At 36.5% G+C, this 25,772-nt stretch carries 11 protein-coding genes and 1 pseudogene; 9 read left to right on the top strand and 3 right to left on the bottom strand.

Annotated features, from left to right (window positions below; translation table 11 throughout):
• The 5 genes from Bccel_RS21475 to Bccel_RS21455 all read left to right on the top strand — a co-directional run bounded on the left by Bccel_RS21475 (position 1) and on the right by Bccel_RS21455 (position 10,697).
• Entirely contained in the window at positions 1 to 2,547 is a 2,547-nt protein-coding gene (locus tag Bccel_RS21475) for a tetratricopeptide repeat protein (RefSeq protein ID WP_036944870.1), read from the top strand.
• Between the two features lie 200 nt (positions 2,548 to 2,747).
• A complete protein-coding gene (locus Bccel_RS21470; RefSeq protein WP_036944868.1) occupies positions 2,748 to 3,875 on the top strand; it encodes an FIST signal transduction protein in 1,128 nt (375 codons plus the stop codon).
• A 34-nt stretch (positions 3,876 to 3,909) separates the two neighbouring features.
• Positions 3,910 to 4,980: a methyl-accepting chemotaxis protein gene (locus Bccel_RS21465; protein WP_036944867.1), complete on the top strand. Its 1,071-nt coding sequence runs from the start codon at positions 3,910 to 3,912 to the stop codon at positions 4,978 to 4,980.
• A gap of 211 nt (positions 4,981 to 5,191) precedes the next feature.
• Entirely contained in the window at positions 5,192 to 7,357 is a 2,166-nt protein-coding gene (locus Bccel_RS21460; protein ID WP_036944866.1) for a substrate-binding domain-containing protein, read from the top strand.
• 619 nt (positions 7,358 to 7,976) lie between these two features.
• Positions 7,977 to 10,697 carry a leucine-rich repeat protein gene (locus Bccel_RS21455; RefSeq protein WP_036944865.1) on the top strand — a complete coding sequence of 907 codons (2,721 nt, stop codon included), beginning with the start codon at positions 7,977 to 7,979 and terminating at the stop codon, positions 10,695 to 10,697.
• A 131-nt stretch (positions 10,698 to 10,828) separates the two neighbouring features.
• Here Bccel_RS21455 and Bccel_RS21450 read toward each other — a convergent pair whose 3' ends face one another.
• Positions 10,829 to 11,197, bottom strand: a complete 369-nt coding sequence (locus tag Bccel_RS21450) for a VOC family protein (RefSeq protein ID WP_036944864.1) — start codon at positions 11,195 to 11,197, stop codon at positions 10,829 to 10,831.
• 182 nt (positions 11,198 to 11,379) lie between these two features.
• Between Bccel_RS21450 and Bccel_RS21445 the strand changes: the two genes are divergently transcribed.
• Positions 11,380 to 12,219 (top strand): helix-turn-helix transcriptional regulator, encoded by an 840-nt coding sequence (locus Bccel_RS21445; protein WP_036944862.1) that lies wholly within the window; start codon positions 11,380 to 11,382, stop codon positions 12,217 to 12,219.
• 195 nt (positions 12,220 to 12,414) lie between these two features.
• Here the strand turns inward: Bccel_RS21445 and Bccel_RS21440 are convergent, their stop codons facing one another.
• Positions 12,415 to 21,285: a glycoside hydrolase family 94 protein gene (locus tag Bccel_RS21440; RefSeq protein WP_036944861.1), complete on the bottom strand. Its 8,871-nt coding sequence runs from the start codon at positions 21,283 to 21,285 to the stop codon at positions 12,415 to 12,417.
• A 284-nt stretch (positions 21,286 to 21,569) separates the two neighbouring features.
• Between Bccel_RS21440 and Bccel_RS21435 the strand changes: the two genes are divergently transcribed.
• The gene (locus Bccel_RS21435; protein WP_036944860.1) at positions 21,570 to 21,755 is read left to right on the top strand and encodes an H-type small acid-soluble spore protein; all 186 of its coding nucleotides are present in this window, start codon (positions 21,570 to 21,572) and stop codon (positions 21,753 to 21,755) included.
• 178 nt (positions 21,756 to 21,933) lie between these two features.
• On the opposite strand, the gene Bccel_RS21430 is transcribed toward Bccel_RS21435, so the two are convergent.
• A complete protein-coding gene (locus Bccel_RS21430) occupies positions 21,934 to 23,772 on the bottom strand; it encodes a YceG family protein (protein WP_036944858.1) in 1,839 nt (612 codons plus the stop codon).
• Positions 23,773 to 24,371: 599 nt separating this feature from the next.
• On the opposite strand from Bccel_RS21430, the pseudogene Bccel_RS31740 reads away from it, so the two are divergent.
• Positions 24,372 to 25,019: pseudogene (locus Bccel_RS31740) on the top strand (extracellular solute-binding protein); the annotation flags it as partial.
• Between the two features lie 233 nt (positions 25,020 to 25,252).
• Entirely contained in the window at positions 25,253 to 25,735 is a 483-nt protein-coding gene (locus Bccel_RS21420; RefSeq protein WP_082225157.1) for an extracellular solute-binding protein, read from the top strand.
• The last annotated feature ends 37 nt before the right edge of the window (positions 25,736 to 25,772 follow it).

Genomic DNA, 25,772 nt, shown 5'->3' with positions numbered 1-25,772 from the left:
ATGGATTGCTTCAAGGTTTTAGAAATCAGTCCTACTAATGATGTGAAAATTATTAAAAGAGCTTATTCTACCAAGCTCAGGGTATGTTCACCGGAGACTGATCCTGAAGGATTCAAGGTCTTAAGGGCAGCTTACGAGGAGGCACTTCAAAAGGCAAGCCAGGAAGAGGGGGAATCAGGTAAGCCGATGACCCCTGTAGAAGAATTCATGAAAAGGTTTGAAGATAACTACAACAATTTTATGAAGAGAATTGATACTTCTACATGGAAAGAGCTTTTAGAGAGTGATATCTGCTACAATATAGACACTGGCAAGGAGATCAGCGAAAGAATTCTTGCATTTCTAATGGATAATTACAGTTTGCCGCATGAGGTATGGGTGTTATTTAACACTTATTTCTCATGGGTTGCAAAGAAGGAGAAACTTTATTTACAATACCCTAAGAATTTTATTGATTTTGTTATTTACAAGATAACCAGCAAGGATTATTTCAGGTATGAAAAGCTCATGGGATGTCCCGATGGAACGCAGGAAAACTTTATAAATGAACACAACAAGGGATGCCATGCAATAGATGACTATGACCTGTATGCGGCAATGAAAGCCATAGATGCGGCAAATGAAATATGTCCGGATCACCCCGATCTGGTTATATTAAAGTCCAGATATTTGTCCACAAATGGGAAGCTTGATGAGGCAAAATCAATGCTGGACGAGCTTATAAATAAGGAACCGGATGACCTATATGCTCATAGTTACAGGGGAAATCTCCACTTCAGGCTTGGAAATTTCCAGGCTGCATATGAGGATTATAAAAAGGCTATTGAAATAAAGGATGATTTCATTGATGTTTTGTTTTCAATTGGAAAGTGTTGCATTAGCATTGGTAAATATGAAGAGGCAATAGAACATCTGGAAAAACTGAGGGATATGCTCCAATACAATAGAGAGGTCAGGGTGCTTATAGGCTGTGCATACCAGTTCCGGGTTGAGCAGTTGGAAGTCTCTATGAAAGAAAACCCTGAGGATACTGACGTGAAGATAAAGCTTGCAGAAGCTTATCTGGCTTCCAACAGGATAGAAGACAGCTATGGTGTATTGAGCCAACTTGAGCAGAGTGACAAAATGAATAATGAAAGCTATCTCTTGTACAGCAAAGTTCTGCTGGCCATGGAGAAAAAGGAACTGGCATATACAGTAGTAAACAGGGCATTGGAGATTTATCCGGACGACTATGATCTTACAGTTTATAAAGCATGTATAATAGATGAGTTTGGAAGGTATGAGGAATCGCTGCAGTTTTATGACAAGGCAATTGAGAAAAAGCCTGATGATGCATTGACTCATAATAACAGAGCTTTTGCTCTAAACAAGCTGGAGAGATTTAAAGAAGCTCTTGAGAGTGCTCAAAAATCCATAAGCATTGATCCCAAAATGGCACATGCATATAAAAATAAGGCTGAAGCCCTGTTAGGGCTTGAACTCTACGAGGAATGTATAGAAACCTGTGAAGAAGCATTAAATATTTACCTCTATCTGATTGATATATATGTTATTAAGATGAAGCTTCTTACAAGGGTTGGCCAGTATGAGGAAGCACTGAACATTTTCTCAAGGGCAGCTGAATATGGACTGTCCGATTCCAGACTTTTCCTTGAAAAGGCTAATGTAATGAGGATTTATGAGAGGTTTGACGATGCAATAGGCCTTTGCGATCAAGCAATTGCAATGGATGAAAACAGTACAGATGCTTATTACAGCAAAGGTGTATGCTTCTTTAACAAGGATAACTACCAGGATGCTATAAACTGCTTGAATAAAGTTATTGAGCTAGATAATAAATATGAAGTTGCATATTATTACAAGGCACTAAGTCTGCTTAACATGAATGAGCACAATGAAGCACTTAAAGAAATTGACAAAGCTATTGCACTTAATCATAGGATTACAGACCGTTTTCACAAACTTAAGGGAGATGTATACTCCAATCAGAACAATTACAAAATGGCAATTGAAGAGTACAAAAAGGCAATAAAGCTTAGTCCATCCCATGCATTATATCATTATGTTGCAGGATCGGCACTCAATAATGCCAAAGAGTACCAGGAATCACTTTTATATCTCAATAAAGCTATTGAGCTTGATCCATCAATGATAGATGCTTATATTGATAAGAGCCATACACTATACTGTATAGGAGATTACCAGAAATGTGTTGCTCAATGCAATTTGGCATTGGATATAAATCCCAATTATTTGTTGGCATATCAGAATAAAGCATGGGCATTGTATAAATTGGGACAGATAAATGAAGCAGAAGAATCCTGTAATAATGGACTTAAAATAGATGGAAATTATGAAAATTTGTTAAACCTTAAGCTCCTCATTTTAAAGGATAAAGGTCTTTATAATGAGGCACTTATAGTTACTGACAGGTTGTTGGAAATAAATCCAGGAGATGAAGGTATACTTGGAGTTAGGGAAGAGCTCTTAAGGAAGATAGGTCCTAAGAAGGGGCTATTAGATTCATTGTTTGGGAAAAGATAAATGCAATTATATACCATATTTTCCATAGAAACATTAGATTTACAAAAAATGAATTATGTTAATTAGTATGTGCACTTTAATTGTAGAAAATTATATAAATAATACAGTTTTATATAATTTAATCAAAAATTTCTCCGATATATTATATAGATGATAAATATAAAAGATTTATTATTAGTAATTATAAGGAGGATTTTGGTATGCTCGATATAAAAAATCAATGTTCTAATAATCCTAATTTAGACGTGGCTGTTGAAGAAATAGTAAAAGTGATAAAATCAGATAATACGAAATTGGTTCTTTTCTACGTTAGTCCTACAAAATATGATTTTTCTAAAGCAGCACAATTATTTAAAAATGTGTTCCCTGAATGTGATGTTGTTGGATGTACATCAGCAGGAGAAATTGGAAATAAGGGATTGGTAGAGGGACACATTAGTGCAACGAGTTTTTCATCAGATAAATTTGAAGTTTCCTCAGCATTTTTAAAGGATGTAAAGTCAAAAGCTCTTTTAGGTAAACCTGCACTTCTAAAGGCTGCTCAAAAAGTGGGGATTTCTCCGGACAACGAAGAGGAAGCATTTGCAATAATGCATATTGATGGTTTATCAGCTGCGGAAGAAAAAGTATTATCTGTTTTTGGAGGTATTTTTAAAACACTTCCGCTTGTAGGTGGTAGTGCAGGTGATGATCTGACATTTGATGCTTCAAAAAATATGGTGGCACTAAATGGAGAAGTATCTACCAATGCTGCGGTATTAACGTTTGTAAAAACCAAGCACAAGTTCTTTATGCATAAAGAAGACATATACAGACCAACAAACCATAAATTCATGGTAACAAAAGCTGATGTTGCAACAAGAACAGTTTATGAACTTGATGGCAGACCTGCAGCAGAAGTTTATGCTGAATCAATTGGTGTAACGATTGAAGATTTGCCGAAGCATTTTATGCACCATCCTATGGGCCGAATATTCCAAGATAACGTATGGATCACTTCACCATCAAGTACTGACGGAAAAGCTGTTTCATTTTATTGTACAGTTCTCCCCAATACTCCTTTAGCTTTACTGGAATGGATTGATCCCATGCAGGAAATTGATAAGTCTATTGAAATATTAAAGGAAAATTTACCTGATTGCAGAGGAATATTTATGTCAAACTGTATTTTCAGGCTTACGCAATTTAAAAGTGAAGGCAGTGTGGAAAAAGTATCTGATAAGTATCTTAAGCTTAATATACCTATATGTGGCTTTAATACATATGGAGAGCAATTGGGAAGACAGCACATGAATCAATCATTAACATTTATTGCATTTGGTGATTGATATAATATTGTGTTTTTCGAAGGTAGGGAGAATAATGATACTGAAATTTCTCGCAAAGAAAAAGGATACAATTAGAATAAGTAAGTCAGAGTATGAGGAACTACTTAATAACACAAGGGAGATTAATGAGTTAAAAGTAAAATTAGAGAGCTTTGAAAGTCAGCTCAAGGATAATTCTTCTTCAAGTGAAGAGTTGAATTCGAAAGTTGAGGAATATAATACATACTTTGAGATTTTGGAAGAAGAGGTATCTAATCAGCAAAATGAAATAATTTCATTTGATAACCAGGTGCACAATATAGTTAAGAGAGTTATTGAAGTAGCAGAAAATGCGAAACATGAAAATTCAATAGTAGATGAAACTTTTAGTATACTGTGTGAAACCACAAATAATATAAATGACATGTCAGAAGCCATCAAAAATATGTTTGAAAATATATCATCACTGTCTGAGTTTGTAAAGAGAGGCACTGACCAGGTTAACATGTATAAAAAACAGATGGATATTGTCTGCAAATCTTTAGAGAATTTTAAGGAAAGCTATAGTTTGCTAAAGAAAGAAATAACTAATCTGTCGAACAATAACAGACAGATAAAATCAATATCATCCAAGACAAAACTTGTAGCATTAAATGCACTTGTCCAATCTGCCAGTGCTGATAAAAGCAGATTTTCAGGACAAAGTGTAATTAATAGAGAGCTTCAAAAACTTTCAGAATCTGCAATAATTACTTCAAAAGACAATGATACTGCAACATCAAGAATAAATAATGAAATAATGAAGTTTTCTTATGACATAGACAAGTTATTTATTGTTGTTTATAAAACATTTGAATTAATAACATCAAGCTTGATGGTATTTAATCAATTAGAGGCGTCCAATAAAAAGCTAAATGATGATACTGATGTTGTAAAAAGCCTTCTTGAAAGCACAAATGAAAGTGTTATTAAAATGATTTCATCAGTAGAAAATGTTAGGGATGCTGTAGAAAAGAATTATATAAATGCAATTGAAGTATCAAAGCTTACAGAACAACAAACAGGTGCTACAACAAATATGACTGCCATATGTCAAAACATGCTAGGGCTCATTAAACGAGAGTAGGCTCACTTCTTTCGCTTTTTGTTGCTAATAACAATTTCATCGTATTATTAGTCAATACGCATGTCTACTTTATATCCATAATATTCAGGTGAATTTTTATAACAAATATACCGAAATATATCTCGGGCGAAATATAATGTATGTTCTGAGTTTTAGAGGTACCATATATTTGAACAAATGTGCTAACGACTAATAATGGGGGTATGGGTTTATGCCAGAAACAAGAAAATTAAGAATCAAGACTAAAAATCGAACCAGATCTATAATTATTTTTTTATCGGTTTTAATAATTTGTGTTTTACTGGTTTTAATAACATCTGGCTTTTGGATAAAAGATCAAGAAGCATATAAAAGAACTCAAATCATTTGTGGATTACTGGCTTTAGTCTTAGGAGGGTCCCTCCAGATTCTTCTATTAAAATTTTTTAAAGGGATTGACATTATTAATTATAACGCACATTTGCTATCTAAGGGACAGCTCAACACCAGTGATATTTTGGTAAGTAAAGCAAAAGGCCTTGAAACATTATGTATAGCATTTAATGACATGAAAGCGAATCTGCTGAGTTTCACTGAATTAACTAAAACAAATATTGTAACTATTTCTGATGCCATTGACAAGGTATCGAAAAGTATAGAATCCAGTTTTAAAGGAAATGAGCAAATAGCTTCAAGTATGGGCAATGTAGCTGCAAAAGCTCATGAACAGTTAAAAACTGTAAAGGACACATTGGATAGCATTTATAATGTGGATGAAAGAGTACATTCAATTGAAGCTAGTATAGCAAGTATAGAGAATTTTGTTAACTCTGTAGTAGATTCAACTAATGTTGGCAATAAAAACTTAGATGACTATAATCAACAAATGAATGTTATTACTGATAACCTTAGCAGTACATCAGGTTTTATTGATCATTTGAACATGGAATTAAAAGAAATTTATCAATTAGGTGCATTAATAATTAATATAACTGATCAGTTGAAAATGCTTGCATTTAATGCGTCCATTGAATCTGCAAGATCAGGAGCTGCGGGAAAGGGATTTTCTGTTGTGGCTGACCAGATGAATAAGCTTTCTGAAGAAACAAGAAAAAGTATCACAAAAATCAATACACTTTTAAATAATGTTTCAGCTAGCAGCAATAATGTAAAAACCAGCATTGTAAGCTGTATTGAAAATTATGATGTTAGCAAGGAATTATTTTCTTCCATCAAGGAAGCATTCGATTCTATAAAAAATAATACAGATATATTAAGCTCGGATACAAAAAAAGTATATTCTGAAGCAAGTGTTATATCCGGTAGTACACATGAAGTTAGGGAAAAGGGACAAGACCTTTTCAATTCTGCCAACAAGATTTCTTCAGAAACCCAGGAAGTTGCTGCAGTAACGCAGGAAGAACTTGCAGGTACAGAATTGATCAGTGAGAATATTTTATCATTGAAGAATATGCTTAATGGAATTGAAAGGCTGGTTAAGCGATTTAAAACTGCTGTAACTCCAGTAGAAGCAGTTAGTAAAAAGACTCTAAAAATTGCGTTTATAAGCCCATTGGATCATGAATTCTGGGTTGGTGTAAAACAAGGTGTAATGTATGCACAGAAAGAACTGGCAGAAAAAAATGCAATCATAGAATATACCGGTTTTACTGAAAATTCACCTGAAAAGATAGTAAAGGCTTTTGCAGAATACCTTGATAAGGGCTGTGACGGAATTGTTGCACCTGGTTTTTCTGAAGAGCTTGTCCCACTAATAGATAAAGCATCACGAAAAAATATACCTGTTATGATTTTCAACTGCGATTTAGCAACACCTTCAAAAAAGACAGCTTACTTTGGGCCAAATATAAACGAAGCAGGAACTTTAGCCGCTGATTTTATGATCAGGGCGTTGGAGGGAAAGGGAAATGTGGCAATATTCAGAGGTTCTCTTTCAGTATCGGTTCATAAGGCAAGGACAGAAAAAATAAAGGAACGTTTAAAAAGTAAACCCCAAATTAAACTGGTTGCTGAAACAGAAGCTTCAGACAATCATGACGTAGTCTATGACAAAGTTAAAAAGTTTTTAAGAGAAAATAAAAACATAGATGGAATTTTTACCACAGGTGGCGGAATAGCAGGTGCAGCCAAAGCTATAAAGGAATTAAATTTAGTTGGAAAGACAAGAATTGTATGCTTCGATTTTAACAAAGAAGTTTTCGAATTTATAAAAGATGATATAATATATGCGGCAATTGGGCAAGACGCATTTGGTCAGGGGCATGATCCTATTATATATATTTATAATTATCTTGTAGCAAATGAAAAACCTGAAAGTGACGTGATTTGGACAAGAACTGATGTAGTTGACAAACACAATGTCGATGATCTTATATAACAAATTTATATCAGTAAAAGAAGAATGGAGCTGTAAATTATAAAAAATAGTGCAGGGTTCATGTAGCTTAAAGATAAAGCACCAGGATATTTAAAAAATATACTCTCCACATTGACGCCTCAAAAGTCATTCATTGATACCATTTCTGTGATATCCATGGATGATTTTTTTGTTTAAATTTTTATGGAAGAATTTATATATATAACAAAGAAAAAAATCCCATGTGATTTTGTAAATCTTGCTCATTTTCCGCAGAAGTTATAATCTGTAACGTATTCCAAATTTAACGGATACCATAATTTCTCAATATTAAAAAATAGCGAATATAGTTACTTTTAACTTTCCATAGTGCTAAAATCACGTAATGATGGGAAATATTTGTGTCATTTATTCACAGTTGTAAATTTAATATAACTTTGATAAAGTAATTATAGGCTGTAAAATATATCATACAAAAAGGGACAAAACATACTTTACACTATTTTTATGATAATTATTCTTGGAAAAACACCAAATATACAAAATGAAAGGGGTGAAGACTTAGATAAGGCATCGTAAAATAACATCGTTATATATTTTATCTTGTTTATTTCATTTATTCTATTAGGAGGATACCCGTATGAAAGCGAAAAAAACATTTATTTATGCAATTGTAATAAGCATCATTACTATTTTCTTCGTGCAATTTTATGTGACTTGTAATGCATCAACAGAAGTAGATCCAGAAATTTTTTTGGCAGATGTTAATGGTAATGGTATAGTAAACATGACTGATGTAATTGTAGTAGCTGTTTCATTCAATTCAAGCATCGGAGATCCATTGTATTCGGAAAGGCTTGACTTGGATAAAAGCGGCACAATAAATATGGGTGACCTAATTATTGTTGCCAAATATTTTAATCAAAATGTTCCTATTCCTACACCTACCGTTTCCCCTTATGCTGATTATGATTTTGACTCGGCTACTGGGACAATTTTAAAGTATAAAGGACCAGACGGAGATGTTATTATACCGGATATGATAAATGAAGTAAAGGTAACCAGTATTGGGAAAAAAGCATTCTATGAGCGTGAACATATAACTAGTATTAAAATACCTGATAGTGTAAATAGTATCGGTGCATGTGCATTCTTAGGCTGCGATTCGATAAAAAGTATAGAAATACCTGATAGTGTAACCAGCATTGACGGATCTGCTTTTGCATTATGCTTTAACCTTACCAGTATAAAATTATCTAAAAATTTGACATATTTAGGTTCACTTGCATTTGAGACATGCTCTAACTTAACCAGCATTGAAATACCTTATGGCATCAAAAGTATTGAAAGTTCTACTTTTTACAGATGTTTTTCACTTACAAATATAACCATTCCTGATAGTGTAACCAGTATTGGAAAAAATTCTTTTGCGGAATGCAAGAAACTTAGAAATATAAGTATGCCTAAAAGTGTTGAGTTCATAGATACCAATGCATTTATTGATTGTATTAATTTGAGCTGTGTTACATTTCCAGGTAACCAACCAACAAATTTAGGAGAAAATGTATTTGCAAATGCACCTGAATATTTCAGAATCATTGTCTCACCTACTGCAACAGGTTTTGGCAAACCTGATCCCTACAACAATGAAAAGTACTGGAGCTGGAGCCCTGTTAACAATGATACTTACAAAGTTGTTGTTGGCAATTCTGATTCTGAATATGATTTTGATCCTTCAACAGGAACAATTTATGGATACATGGGAAGTAATGTAAATATAAGTATTCCTAATAAGATTGATGGAGTCAGCGTAAATACTATAGGTGATGCAGCGTTCTTCGAGTCTCCCAATATTTTAAGTGTATCAATACCTGGTAGTGCCACAACAATAAAACAAGGTGCATTTGCATCATGTCCAAATCTAAATACCGTAACAATCCCAAATAGTGTTATCAGTATAGGTGATGCAGCGTTCAGCAATTGTCCGTTTATTAAAAACATAAATTTGCCTGATAGTCTTCAAAGTATTGGAGCTGCTGCATTTATGGAATGTGGACTAACCGATATAACTATTCCTGCCAATTTGAAAAAAATTGGAGATACAGCATTTTCTAGATGTCCATTAAGTAATGCTTTATTTATGGGAAATGAACCAACCTTTAACGTATCGAGTGTATTTTACGGAGTTAAGGAAGATTTCAAAATTACAGTTTTGCCAACCACTACTGGGTTCGGAAAACCTGAGCCCTATAATAATGAAAATTATTGGGAGTGGAATCCGTATGGCAATCTTAGGTACAGAGTATTCATACTTGAAACATCAATAGTAGAGGAAGGCAATTTTGTTTTTGGCACTAAGACAGGTACAATTATAAAGTATAATGGATCTGGTGGTGGAGATGTAGTAATACCTGACAAGATAAATGATGTCAGCGTTACAAGTATAGGTGATTATGCTTTTTATAGAAATGATTTATCTAATATACAAATACCACAGAGTGTTACCAACATACATTATAGTGCATTTTATGGATGCATAAGTCTGGAAAAGGTAGAATTACCACAAAGCTTGAAAATACTTGGAAAACGTTCCTTTGAGAGATGCAGTGATATGCGGGAAATTACTATTCCCGATAGTTTGACTTACATAGATGATAGTGTGTTTTCCAGATGTAGGGAGCTTAAAATCATTACAATACCAAAAAGTGTAACAAGAATAGGAAATAATTCATATGAGGAATGCAGCTTTGGAAATTTAATAATACCTGAAGGAGTTACCAGTATAGGCTCCAACGCTTTCCACGAGTGTAATATGACGAGTATAACATTGCCAAACAGTTTGACTTACATAGGCAGTGGAGCTTTTAGTGAATGTAGTTTGTCAGGTATTAGGTTGCCTGAAAGCATAAAAAGTATAGGTGATCATGCATTCTCTGATTGTAGCAAACTGACTGGTATTAACTTGCCTGACAACCTTGAAAGCATAGGTAATAACGCATTTTCTGATTGTTATAAACTGACAGATATATCACTGCCTGAAAGCCTGTCTTTTATAGGAAATTACGCTTTTTCAAATTGCAATGGACTGACAAGTATAACGATCCCAAAGAATGTAGATAGAATATGGACAAAGGCATTTAGTAATTGTAATGAGTTGAGTAATGCTATATTTTTGGGTGACCAACCAGCAGATTTTTCTGTAAACGTATTTGAAGGTACAAAAGAAGATTTCAAGATAACAGTTATGCCAACAGCTAAGGGATTTGGAAAACCTGAGCCCTACAATAATGAGCTTTCCTGGATTTGGGGATTATATCCTCCGTACAAATATACTGTAGTTGTGGCTGATAAGGAGCTTTGATTGTGTGATTTAGCTAAGAATTAATAAAAAATCAAAAAATTTAAAATAGCAAATAGATATTGCTAAACTTAAGAAGAACTCAGGCTATATAAGCAGTCTGAGTTCTTTTTGTATAAAATTTTTAAAAACTACTATTTTTGTTGAAAAAACTGAACATTAAGGCCATTAGGATCTTTGATACAGAAAAATCTTGATCCAGGTGTCTCAAACGGTCCATTGTGTACAGGAATGTTTTTACTTTTTACTATTTCCAGCATTGCATCAACAGAATCGACAGCAAAACCAATGGATATAAAGTCACTGTAATTGACTGTGCTATTGTTGCTATCTGCTAATAGTTCAATCAAAGTTTCATTGCTAATGTCGTTTCCCATAAAAGCTATCTCCATACCAGGTCCAGCAGAAAAACGCTTCAACACTTTAAGTCCTAACAGCTCGGAATAAAAAGCTATCGATTCATCCAAATTTCTTACATAGATTGCTGTCCATAAAAACTTCATGGTTCATCCTCCCCAATTTTTGTATTATTGTTTTAATGTTTTTTAAAATTCTATAGTTTTAAAACATATTGTTATATTTTTGATTACCTAAAAAGTTTTTCTAGAAGTATAATAATACAGAGTTTATAATGTTAATAGAAGTGAAATTATACTAGTATAAATTGTAATAGGCAGGATTGATTATGATTTTTAACAATGAGAAACATCGTTATAAAGAACTAGGTGATTTTTTAAAAACGAGAAGAGCAAAAATTTTGCCATCACAAGTAGGACTTTCATCGGGAACCCGTCGGCGCACTCCAGGACTTAGAAGAGAGGAAGTAGCCCAGTTAGCTGGTATTGGATTAACTTGGTATACTTGGCTTGAGCAAGGAAGAAATATTCATGTTTCAACTCAAATAATAGATAGCTTATCTAAAATTTTATTACTTGATAAACAAGAACGCATTCATCTTTATCTTTTAGCCAATCAGCCGCTTCCGGTAGATATAAAGGGATACCAAGGAACAGTAAGTCCAATACTTCAACATGTTCTAGACAATTTAATGTTATGTCCATCACTAGTAACGGATCAACGTTGGAACGTCATTGCTTGGAATGATGCAGCATGCTTAATCTTTGGTGATTTTAATGAAATGAATGTTCGCCAACGAAATATTGTGTGGGCGATGTTCACAGATAATAAATATAAACATTTATTTGTTGACTGGGATATGCATGCCAAGGGTTTAGTTGGCAGATTTCGTTCAACATGTGGACAATACATTGAAGATCCTTGGCTTGTACAGTTTATTGATGATCTTAAAATGCAAAGCACAGAATTTAATTTATGGTGGCCTTTATATGAGATCCAAAGTAATAGTGAAAAATACAAGCAATTGAACCATCCTAATGCAGGAATATTGGATTTTGAGGTTAGTAATTTTGATGTTTCTGATAATTCCGGCTTAAAAATGATTGTACATACTCCCTTATCAGGAACGGATACTGCTGCGAAAATTAAATTATTATTGGATGGGTAAATAATAATTTAATACTTCCCATTCTTGAAGTTTACTATCAGGTAAGGCATGAATAAAAAATTACTTCCGCTTTCCACGCGTGTGTGACGAGTAAAGTCCACACATGAGCGAAAATTATAGCGGAAGTTATTTTTGGACCATAACTAAAGAAAATGGGAAGTATTTTATTGTGGTACAAGGTGAAATTAAACTGGCTTACCCCAACACAACTTCCACCTTATGATTCTTTCCATCATCGACAAGGGGAATGGAGTTATTAAGCTTCTTGCCGTCCATTACAATCTTACGCACACCCCTGCTGACTCCCTGAGGATTTCTAACCTCTATCCTGTAGCTTGAGCTGCCGTAACTGTAATCTATTGAGTATCCTTTCCACTTCTTAGGAATACAGGGGTCCATAATAATAGAGTTTCCATCCTTTTTAAAACCAAGAATATACTCAATTCCTGATTTATAATACCAGCTGGCAGATCCGGTGTACCAGGTCCAGCCCCCTCTACCTATGTGAGGGGAAATAGCATAAACATCTGCAGGCATAACATAAGGTTCTACCTTATATTTGCATATTTCCATCTGTGTTCTGGTATGATTAATGGGGTTTATTAGATCAAATAGTTCCAAAGCCTTGTCACCATCGCCAAGTTTTGCAAATGCTATTATGACCCATGCTGCAGCGTGAGTATACTGGCCGCCGTTTTCTCGTACCCCTGGAATGTAGCTTTTTATATATCCAGGCTCTAAATCGCCTTCATCAAATGGAGGTGTCAGAAGTTTTATAAGTCCTTCATCTCTTTGTATAAGATAATTTTCAAGGGAGTTCATGGCTTCACGAGCACGATTCTTGTCTCCGCCCTCGGAGAATATAGCCCAGGACTGGGAGATTGAGTCAATTTTACACTCGCTGTTTTCAATTGAGCCTAAAGGCTGCCCGTTGTCAAAATATGCCCTCCTATACCAGCTTCCATCCCATGCATTAAGTTCTATTGCCTGAGCTATGGCTTTTGCAGCTTCTATATATCTTTTGGATTCTTCATGCTGCTCTTTTTGTTGGCATAGCGGAGCAAATGCATTGAGAACAGAGTATAAAAACCAGCCAAGCCAGACGCTCTCGCCTTTTCCTCCATTTCCTACAGTATTCATTCCATCATTCCAGTCTCCCGATCCCATGAGCGGAATACCATGCTCACCGTATGCCAGAGACCTTTCAATGGCTTTCTTGCAGTGCTCATATAGTGGCTCTTTAAGCTCGGATGGGCGAGGGCTTGAGTATCTCTCATCCTCAAACTCCTTTAAAGGCTCATCTTCAATATATGGAACCATCTCATCCAGAATTTTATGGTCATTGGTTACCCTTATATATTCAGCTGTCACATATGGCAGCCAGAGAAGGTCATCGGAAAAGCGTGTCCTTGTTCCTTTACCGGAAGGTTCATGCCACCAATGCTGAACATCTCCTTCAACAAACTGATGGCTGGCATGAAGCAAAATCTGATTACGTGCGATTTCAGGCCATATGCTTATGAGGGCAAGACAATCCTGAAGTTGATCCCTGAAGCCAAAGGCACCCCCTGATTGATAAAAACCTGAACGTGCCCATAGCCTGCAGGCTATTACCTGGTATAACAGCCATCCGTTCAGCATTATATTCATGGAGCTGTCCGGCGTTTCAACCTGTATTGTTTCCAGCTTGCTCTTCCAGAAGTTTCTTACTTCTTCATATGACTTCTTTGCTGCATCAAAACTGCTATATTTTGATACCAGATTATAGGCATCTTCAGCATTTTTGCCGGAGCCTAAGAGGAACACAACCTCTTTTTCTCCATTAGGCTTAAGGTCTATGCTTATTTGCATGGCAGCACACGGGTCAAAGCCTGTACCTAGATTACCGGATAGCCCGTTTTGTAATAGTCCGGTTGGATAGGATAGTTTTCCGTTTCCAAAAAACTCCTTCCTGTCACCTGTAACTGTTCTGTCCCTTTCTGTGACATCTATAAATGCCACCCTTCCATGAAACTCTTCATTATAAGGGTTTTCAATGAAGAGAGTGCCATTATCATTCTGCCAGGTTCTTAGATGCATTGCTGTAGTTTGATCGCTGACACCCATGACAGGCCTTACATAATAAGTAAGAGTGAGGCTCTGGCTGTTTCCTGTGGTGTTAACCAGTTTTATTAGATTTATTTTTACAGCAGCATCTTTGGCTGCAATTTGTACAAGGTTGTGCATTATACCGTTGCTTTCATGCTCAAAAGCGGAATATCCGAAGCCGTGGGTTACATTGTAGTCAGCATCCTGTCTTACCGGTAATGGCGTTAGAGACCATATTTTGCCGCTGTCCCTATGACACATGTAAAATATTTCCCCTGGCGTATCGGATACTGGGTCGTTTGACCATGGTGTAAGCTTGTTTTCACGGCTGTTTTCACTCCATGTATATCCAGAACCCGATTCAGTTACAAGGAAGCCGAAATCGGGATTTGAGATGATATTTGTCCAGGGCATTGGAGTAAATTCACCTTTTTCAAGCCTTATAACAAATTCATTGCCCATTTTGCTAAACCCTGATGACAACATGCCTTTCGCCAAACTTGCTGTGTAGGCTTTTGATGTGATGTTCGCATCATATTCTTTATAGAGAGAAGCATATTTCACCTGGTCGGATAATGAGCCCTGGTTTCCTTTCAGCACCAGTCTTGATACAGAATAAATGAGTGCAATACCCTCACTGGACATGCTGTTTCGGTTTAAAAGGTATACGCCGCCCGGCCTATTGATTATATCATGGGCATGGCTTGATGATACAATATCCATGAGTATTGAGCGAAGGGGATTACTGTATCCACCTTCTTCTTCGTTCAGTATGACAAGGTCAACTTTTAGCCCCTTAAGCTTCCAATATTCATGTGCTTTTAAAACATCATAAACAATGTCTGTATCCAATGATTTGCTCAATGCCACAGTTACAATCGGCAAATCTCCGGATATCCCGTAAGGCCAAAGGGAAGATTGTCCTCTGTTGTTTTCTTTTATGAAGTCGCTATAGTTTCTCCTTAACGGGCTAAGGAATAAAACATGGGAGATCATATCCTGGTATAGTTCCAGGTCTTTATAGCTGATATTTAGATATCCGGCCTCAACCTGGCTGCGAGTTTGTGCAAGCTTGAATCCGCCTTCAATAGCCTCCGGTGTAGAATATTTATGTGCTAGCTCCAAAGCAGTATCGCGACCCTTGCTGACTCCCGTTATTAGGGAGATTTTTGCTATTTGCTTGGGCTGAATCCTTACCCTGACTCTTGTGCTCATTATTGGGTCAAGAACAGAACCGGCACTACCGGATAGAGGTTTTGCACGCTCTAAAACAACAGGATTTGATATGGTATGGCCTCTTCCTATAAACGCCAGCCTGTCTGTTTCGTATTCAGGACTTCCCATTGTCTCACCTTCAACAAATACAGTGTTAAAGAGCCAATAGATCTTATCCGACTCTGATCTTGGACGCCTTACTGCAAGGAGTGTATTCAAATCAGGTACAAGCTCGGTTTTTACAAATAGATTGCTGAAAACCGGGTGAGCAATATCAGCATTTTGCGGTGCCATAACAACTTCAAAATAGCTTGTAATTTCCAAGTCAACAGATTTTTCACCAATGTTTTTTATAGATAATCGTCTTATTTCAGCATTATCCTCTGATGCAACTGTTACTTCGGTTACGGTCTCAATATTGCCGTCAATTCTTTTGAATCTGGCTTTATCTGAGGAAAATGCTACTTCGTATCTGTCAGGTCTCTTATTTATAGGATCGTAGGTTGAGGACCATAATGTATTGTCTTCCATATTCCTTATATAAAAGAACATGCCATTTGTATCAAGTGTTATGTCCTCCCGCCACCTTGTAACGGCAGTAAGATTGTTTTTGCTGTAACCTGTTCCCCTATCCGTTATCATGACACAATAGCTTCCATTTGAAAGGAGGTGTGCCTTTGGCAGTGTAAAATCAGGTGCAGTAAATTTACGCAAAGATACTCTGCCTTTATAAACCATATCTTTGTATGGAACTACCTTTTCCTTGTTTTCCATTGCAGAGGTAAAGTCAACAGGAACCTTTTCCTGAAGCAAAAGCTCCCCTGCCCTTACAACAGGATCGTTATGAAAACGCACCTGCATTATGTTCCTGTTTAAAAAGTTGTTGAGGGAAAGAAGGCTCATACCTTCATGGTGAACCATGTAGCTTTTGACAACTGCTTTTCTCGAACCGAAAGGAAGTCTTTCTGCTGTATAGTCAATAGCTTCATAAAACCCGTATGCACCGTCAAGACCCTCCCTGCGAAGCCTTTTAATATTATCTACAGCACTCTTTGGGTCTACAAGGAGTGCAAGAAAGGTAGAATATGGAGACACAACGGTGTCTTCAAGAAGACCGCGCTTAAGGCCGAGCCATGGAACCCCAACTGCTTTATACTGATAGTTGAGATCAATGTCAAGGGCATAAAACCCCGATTCTGATACACCCCATGGGACACGTTTATGTCTGCCGTATTTTTTCTGGCTTCTCACTACAAAGGAGTAGGTCTCATCGAGCAATGTATTTTTGTAGTTCTTCATAAGAATTAGGGGCATAAGATATTCGAACATAGTTCCGGTCCATGAAACCAATCCTCTGTAGAAATCTACAACAGTAATGTTCCTGCTAAGCCTCGACCAATGTCTTGGCGGCACTTCGCCTCTTGCAACTGCTATATAGCTCGTCTGCCTCGCTTCTGATGCAAGGAGATCATAATATGAGTTGGTCAGCCTGTTTTCTTCCAGATTGTATCCAATGGAAAAAAGCTGCTTCTTCGAATCATAAAGAGGATTGAAGGTTGTTTTTTCAATTATGCTGCTAACTTTTTCTATTATATGCTCGTACTTGCTGTTAAAATTATTTATGTTATTCAAAGCTTTGTAAATAGATGCATGCAAACTTTGCAACCACTGGTAGCTGCCGTTTGTCTTGTCCTTGCAGTCATCCATTATGCATTCAACCTCATAAAGTACTTTATTATAGGTTTCAGCTAATTCCAAAGGACCCATAGTTATTCTTATTTTTGCGGTGGCATCTTCAGCAAGCCTTAGTATATCTCTATTACTTAATCCGGCACCTTTAGCGGGATTTGACCCTAAACCGTGAAGGCCTAAGTCAGGCAAAGGAGACTTGTTGCCATGAATATCCATACCATCGGAGGCATCTTTGAGAAATATATTTTTGTTATAATCATCGTTTATATCGGAATGCAAAACAACTCCAGGATTTTCATGAGGGTCACGGGCAAATATCCTGGATGCATTATGGAAAACATCAATCCATGGATGATACAAATCCAATTCTTCTCTTAAGGAAGTAATCATTTTTTGAAGCTTGTAAAGCCATGGAGACTTTCTAATGTTGTGGCCTGTAATACTCTTTGTTATTTCTTCAAGGGTTCTTTTCCAGGTAAAAAGGCTTCCATTGCCATCAGATGGAAATACATCCATAGGATCTAATCTGTTTAGCTCTATTCCGCTTTCAAGTGATGCGAGAAAAGCAGTGTCATCAATACCCTGTATATATTTTCTGTCGACCAAAGGGTTTTTTTGATAATCATACAGACCTTGTCTGAATGCTATAAGATAGCAAACAAGATTACCGCTGTCCACAGTGGATATATAACGAGGTCTTAAAGGCCTTAAAGTGCGAGTATCATACCAATTATAAAGATGATTGTTCCAAAGCTCCAGCTTATCAATTGTAGACAGCGTTTTTGAGGTTCTTTCAATCATCTCGTGGGTACCGATATACCCTAAGTCCCTTGCAGCGAGAAAAGACATAAGACCAAGACCGATGTTTGTTGGAGATGTCCTATATGCCACGCCGTTAGGAGGATCTTCCTGGAAGTTATCAGGGGGAAGGTAGCTGTTCTTATGATTGATGAACTCTTCAAAATATCGCCAGGTTTTTCTTGAAATAAGTCTAAGATCCTTAAGGTCGTCTTCTGAAAGTTGGAAGGACTCATCCGAACTTATTTGGCTTATAAAATAAGCAATAAATGGAGATGATGACCAGATAATTAAAAGAGGCAGCGTAAATACAGCGGAATTTGGCTTTATTATAATTGCAAATCCCAATACACCCAATGATATTGGGGCTGTTATGTTCATTTTATTCCAAAAACTCAGAACTGTATTTTTTTGATCCTTTTCAACATCAGCGGCAGTAACCCACAGCAGCATATTCTTTTTGCTGATAAATACCCTGTAAAGAGTGGTTATAATGGCCTCGGTTACCAAATAACCCTGATAGGGCAAAAATGCAAACTGAAGCAAGAGTTGGTATAAGCTTGCCTTAATTCCTGAAATTACAGGCATATGCCGTTTAACCCTATTTTTAATCATCCTTAATGATGCAATATAATCGATAATTGAGGTTATTATTGGGAAAAAAACGAAAAACAATGATAACCCCAGCCAAAACAGGCTTGATCCCGGTAAAATGGAGAAACCTGACACGATCAGTAAAAGAATGGAAGGTGCCACAAGGCTTCTACGCATATTGTCAAATATCTTCCAGATGGAAATTAAATTGAGCGGATTTTTTATGGAGTTTCCGTTTTTATCCTTCACTTTTTTCATTAACCATGGCAGCAACTGCCAATCGCCCCTTGTCCACCTGTGCATTCTCTCAGTATAAGATGCATAGCTTGCAGGAAATGAATCAACAAGTTCAATGTCCGTTGCAAGCCCGGTTCTAAGATAGGAACCTTCAAGCAGGTCGTGGCTTAAAACTCTGTTTTCAGGAATTGCATTATAAAGAACCTTCTGAAATACTTTAAGGTCATAAATTCCCTTTCCTGTAAATATGCCCTCATTGAATACATCCTGATAGATGTCGGAAATGGCACAGGCATAAGGATTTATACCCTCCTGGCCTGTATACATCCTGGAAAAAAGTGTTTTATTGGCACTTTGGATCTCGAACCCTATATGTGGCTGGATAAGTCCATAACCATCAACAACTATATTCTTTTTTTCATCCACAACAGGTTTGTTGAGAGGATGTGCCATGATTCCTATAAGCTTTTTTATACTGCCTATGGGCAAAATTGTATCTGCATCAAGCGTCAGCACATAGTTGACCTTTGGTATGGAGTTATTGCTGCAGGACATGATGCTGTAACTGGTATCTTCAGAGCCTGTAAGAAGGCTGTTAAGCTCTACCAAAGCACCTCTTTTTCTTTCCCATCCCATCCATTTTTTCTGTACATTATTGAATTTTCTGTGCCTGTGGAAATAATAAAATATATCAGCTCCGTTATCTCTTTTATACTTGTTATTGAGCCTCCTCATGCCGTTTAAGCCTGCATCAACAATCATCTGATCCAGCTTGCTCTTTTCATCAGGAGAATCCTTGAAGTCTCCAGCAAGTGCGAAATAAAGGTTGTTTTCCTTGTTGGAAAGATAATGCCGCTCCAAATTGCTTACAAGCTCCTCAACTCGCTTTTCATCAGGAAGAAGGGCCGGAATTACTACCAGTGTGCTGTGTTCTTCTTCTAATCCATCTTTGAGCTCAAGCCGGGGAAGAGTTGAAGGCTTTGTGGTGTTGCATAGAGTCCAATTCACTAGGCTGGTTACTATTTCCGATGCAGGGATAATAACAATTAAGCCTGTAAAAATGGACAGGGAAAGAGCGTTGTTTATTGAGAGGCTATAGGTGTAGTGCATTAAAAAATATGTTATGAGTATAGTGGGCAATATTATTGATCCAAGGTACAGTGATGCAGCATGCCTTTTAATATTTGAGGCAAAGCTTCTAAATATTGTGGGCTTGTAGTTTATAGCCTTATGAAGCTCTGCTGTTCCATCACCTGCTAAATAATAGCCTACATGTTTTTTTCGTTCATCATAATCATTTTGTGAGCCTTGGGCATAGGATTTGGAAAGCTTTACAGCCTCTTTTGCTATACGAATCTCTGTGGTTCTTGATACAGCAGCGATTTCCTCAAGCTTTTGCCTGTAAAAACTCCTGGTACAAGGATCCATCAAACGGTATGATTCATCCTCACTTAATGCCTGTTCAACATTACTGATTTCATCGAATACAGTTGACCAGTCAAAAGAGGATAGAAATTTAAGGCTCAATATAGAATTACCTATTGATACCGAGTATGATGCTTGAATGTTGTGTTCCTTTTGGCACATATCTGATGTGCTGCTGCCATATTTGGAAAGAATATCATCCAATGTTCCGGAGAGCTTTGCATAGCCCCTTCCGGACTTTCTTAAGCGATAAGACAAGTGCTCGATAAAGGATGTGCTTATCTGCTCAGTGGATTTGAGTCTTGCCTCAATGCTTTTTATAAATTTGAGGGTATTAATATCCTCACTCTTTAAAACACTTTCTATTAGTTCATCAGCTAATTGCCATTCCTTAATTGTGAGATTCAGTTTTTCACAAATAACTTTAATGCTCTCTATAAGCAAAATTCTTATCATGGCAGGCATAGCCCATATTTCCCTGTCGGACAGGCTGCTGTGGCTCTGGTATGCCTTGAGGTAATTCAAAATAATTCTGTCATTAATCTGGCCGCCTGTATGGGATACCAGCTCTGCAGCTATGGCATATATGCGTGCATAACCCTTTAATGGTCCGCATTTTAAGACTGGAAGCCTTAGATATGTCTCTCCTGAAATATCCTTTCTTACAACCTTGGCCTGCTCATCCAGTATGTAAAAGTTGTCCAATAACCATTCAGCAGCTGGTGGAACAGCGTTTTTGCTGCTTGCAGCATTATTTAATTCCTTGTAAACAGATTTTATGAAGTCATAGTTTTCGTTCATATTCAAGACCGGCCAGTTGTTATATCTGATGTTTTTTGAAACTGTGTGGTCTATGGCGATTTTCCTTGCGTGCTCTTCAAGCTCTTCACAGGTTAGGGAGGTGTCATTCATCTTTATTATATGAAGCTGCCTGAACCTCTTTATATTCACCCAGAATAAGACAGTAAAGACTGCAACAATTCCAATCAGTATTATAGGGTTAATATTTAAAGTCATTGTGTTAATATCTCCTTTGCTTCTGGTATGAAAGTGTATTATTTATGATTTACAAAAATCAACAATTTAATAAGTGGGATTATATGCCATAAACAAACACCCAAGGTATTAATAAATGATTAGTTGATCAAACAATTTATTGATCAAATGGGCATTTCAAAAAGCTGAATATATCATATTATGTACAAAATACTTGGATAACCGTATTTTTTGAAATGCCCTTATACATAGAAGAAAGCAAAAAGAGACATAATAAATAACAAAAACAAAGGAGTTGTAAAAGCTTGGACTCAATAAGAGCTAAAGAAATAATTTCCTCTGGAAAGTTAATTCAGGTTTTATACCAGGGATCTCCTGTATGGTTGGAAAATGTGAAGGATAACAATACAGCTGAGGTTACAAGGCTGGATAGGAAGGATAAAATTGAGGTGCCGGTTTATTTGCTGGTAGAAGATAAAGAATTGGTGTAAGTGTTTTAGTGGAATTAAAAAGATACCAAACTGTATAAAAGGCATGATTGAATATTAATTCCCGTTTATAGCGTGTGTTCACGAGTTAGGTTTACACGAAAGCGAAATTATACGGGGAGTTATATTTTCAACATGCCTAAGTTGGGTATCTTTATTTTATTAATCAACAAGAGGCTTATTACCTATGCTCCCATCGCTTATTTATAAGCCTGCCTCTGTCATATGTATAAGTAAAAAACATGTTTGATACCATAAGCTCAAACTCATATTTCTCAATACGATGTTTTAGTGCCATGTTTCTGATGTTTTCAATAAAGTAATTTTCTATAGATTCCATAAAACGCCTGTCCCTGGAATATGATCTAAGGTCCGTTTGATCATATCGGCTTTGCAGAAAGGCAATTTTATAATCTCTTTCATTTGAAAGATAGCTGAAGAATCCATCAAAATTGATGGTGAATCTATCATAACTGAACGCGAAGTACTTATCCATAATTTCAATATTCAGAGTTGTAAATCTGTTTTCCAGAAGTTCAATGATGTATTTGCTTGGAACTGCAAGAGACAGGTTTTGACCTTCGTGAAAACCTGCAGTGGTTATACCCACAAGCTCGCCGAACATATTAAGAAGAGCTCCTCCCGAGCTTCCTGATGAGGTTGGCGTGGTTATCTGAATAAAGTCAAACCTGTCATATTGTCTGAAACCTGATACAATTCCATCGGAAAAGGTATTCATTAGTCCAAACGGGCTTCCGATAGCAACAACTCTTTGACCTCTCACAAGATCTCCAGTTCTGGAAATCTCTATTGGAGGAGTTCTGAAGTTAATTTTTATAAGTGCAAGATCCTTGTGAACATTGGCATTTATTACTGTATATGTAACATATGGTCTTTCTTCATCCATACCCTCGAACAGAACACCAAAGAAGCAGGCACCTTGCAGTACATGATAATTTGTCACTATAAGGCCATTGTTGCCTATTACCACTCCAGAGCCCCTGTGGAGAAACTCTCCTGCTTCGTTAAATGCCAGTATCATAACAGTTGATGTGGAGAGAGCAGCAAGTTCTTCCAATGACATTTCACGCCTTCCGTTTCCTGAATGATCCCTTCTAACGGTATGTGGTGCTGTAATGGTAATTGAAGGCGGAGGTTGAACCGGATGCTGAATCGGAGATTGAATAGGATTTTGAACAGGTGATTGGACTGATGGGGGTAAGCCAGGATTATATGAACTCCCAGGTGGTGTATTATTTTGTTGCATAGCTTTAACGGGAAATTTTTTAAATTCCTCAGTCTTTGGAAGCTTTACCAAATAGGAATGAACATTGCTGTTATCTATTTCACCAAATTTACCATCAGTCATTGTGTTTATATACAGCACATCTGCACCTAACTTTGAAAGGACTAATAGAAAGTAGACCTCATGCTCTTTAATATTTCCATAGAAAAGAACCTTTGGATTATGTACGGCCGTTTGAAAATCCATGTTTCTGAATATTTGGGATGCAAATTTCTTTACCCAGCAAAGCATTTTGATGCAGAAGTTTTTAAATATGGTGGAAGTAATTGCGGGTGAATTTTTTTTGTAAAGATTTATAATATCTACAAGTGCCTTTTGAAGGGTATTGGTTAACGGCCCTGCAGAGATTTCAAATAATAGTCTTGGTATATCGCATATGGAAATAAATTCTTCCGTTGCTGACTCTAAAAACTTATCCTGCCATAGTTTGTTAATTTCTAGTGATATATCATTGTCAATCAATATTGGTATGTTTTCTGTAAATTTAAGATACACATTTCCAAGGCCCATTAGTTTACAGTCAAGGTCAGCCAGATTGTCATAGTAGCTATTTACTGGCTCTGTTATGCCGATCAACCGGCAGCAGTATACAGGTATTGTTGTTGAAGCACCTTTTGTATAGTCTTTTCTGTTTGCCAGTGGAGACATGATGTCATCCATTATCTTGTCCGAACGCAGCATGATAGTTTTAATCGGCTTTGATACATTGATCATAATATAAAGCTCCATTTCCATCAATAATTTATATATAAATAAACAAGCTATATTATAATTGTATATTAAAGAAAGTCATAACAGCAAGATTTTTTATATTAATAATCGCAATTTTGTCCAATTTTCTTTACGTGACAATTTTGCTGTCATATTGCATAATTTTGCTATGGATACCAGAAATGTTAACTGAAAAAATAAAAAAATTACAAATTCTTGTTGGTTCACTTCAAAAATATATAACCTATCTGTAATTTTATGTACTCGTTTTAATACAATATTCAAAATTATGTCACATTGTAACAAGGCAATATAATCGGTTGAAACCAGAGGCTTTAAGGAATAACATATTATTATAAAAGATGAGATAACCAATTTAAGACAGCAGTATTGTTAGTTGTTCTGATTTGAGGGGGTGACCGGCATTTATATATAGATTAAAAGTGATAAATCTTTACATTTGCCTATCGTAAATGTAAGATTAATAACACTTTTAATCATAGATTGATATATAGTTCAGTTTTCAAAAGGCTACAAATCTTAAATTGGTTATCTTTATATATACCTAAATAAAGAGAGAACGTCCGAGGGAGGGAAAGATAATGAAAAAATCAAAGAAAGTATTGGCATTGCTTGTATGTATTTTTATGACAGCCGGTTCATTGACAGCATGTTTGTCTGATAAAGACGCCGGTGACTCAGGAAATAACCAAGAAGCATCACCTGTGGCAAATAATGGTGAAAATACAAATAAAGGAACTAAAGATCCGGCAGATTACAAGGGAGAAATAGCATTTTGGCACTTTAACAGCAGTGAGGGACCAAAGATAGTTGAGGCATTCAATAAGCTATATCCAAATATTAAGGTTAAATTGACCATTGTTTCAGACAGAGATTCCCAGTATCAAAATAAGCTGACATCTGCCATAAGAGCAGGCACTGGAGTACCGGATGTATTTGTAGCTGAATCGGCATTTGCAAAAAGGCTTGTTGAAATGCCCGATGCATTTGCAGACCTTACTCAAAGGGCAAAGGATGTAGCATCAAAAATGATTCCATTTACAGTTCAGGTAGGAACAGATAAGAATGGAGTGTTAAAGGCATTATCTCACCAGGCAGCCCCAGGAGCTATAGCATATAAGAAGCCGGTTGCAAAAAAATATTTGGGAACAGATGATCCTAATGAAATTGCTAAAATGTTGTCTTCAGAAGAAAAAATGCTTGAAACGGCAAAAACTCTTAAGGAGAAGAGCGGCGGAAAGGTTTCGCTATTCCCAACATGGGAAGAACCCAAGAAAATGTATTTGGGAGCACGAAGCCAGGGCTGGGTTGTTGATAATAAGCTGAATATTGACAACAAAGTTATGGAGCTGGTTGATTTTGCAAAAACACTGAGAGATAATAAGTATGAGGCAGCATTAACCCAATGGACGCCTGGTTGGGCATCAGCTATAGCTAATGATGAAAAGGCAATGGTTTGGGCATGTCCGCCATGGGAGTTCCGTGGATTATTAACTCAAACGACACAAAAGCTGCAAATGGAGGCAGATGGGGTATCACAACAGCACCATTCAATTACTTCTGGGGAGGTACATGGATGGGTATCTACGCAAAGTCACAGCAGCAGGATCTTGCTTGGGAATTTGTCAAATTCTTTACAGCTAATAAAGATACATTGAAGAAGTGGGCTTTAGACAATCAGGATTTCCCAAACAATCTGGATATAATTGCTGAAGGAGCACCTAGTGACAGCAAGGTTGTAGGCACAAATCTTTTCAAATTCTATCAACCTTTCGTTAAAGATATTAACGGTGAAGTACTTACACAATATGATGATATTATTGAGAGAACCTTCGATGATGTAATGACATCATATCTTGCAGGAAAATACAAGACAAAGGATGATATGCTTAAGGCTTTCAAGGATAAGGTAAAGTCAAACTTAAAAGATATTCAAGTTGATTAAATATAAGTCCCCCTAGAACTTATATTAGTCAGATCAT

It is taken from the genome of Pseudobacteroides cellulosolvens ATCC 35603 = DSM 2933 (assembly GCF_001262605.1).
In the GTDB taxonomy this organism is placed as follows: Bacteria; Bacillota; Clostridia; order Acetivibrionales; family DSM-2933; genus Pseudobacteroides; species Pseudobacteroides cellulosolvens.
The sequence above is the reverse complement of the archived record's forward strand: the minus strand, read 5'-3'. Positions and strand labels throughout refer to the sequence as shown.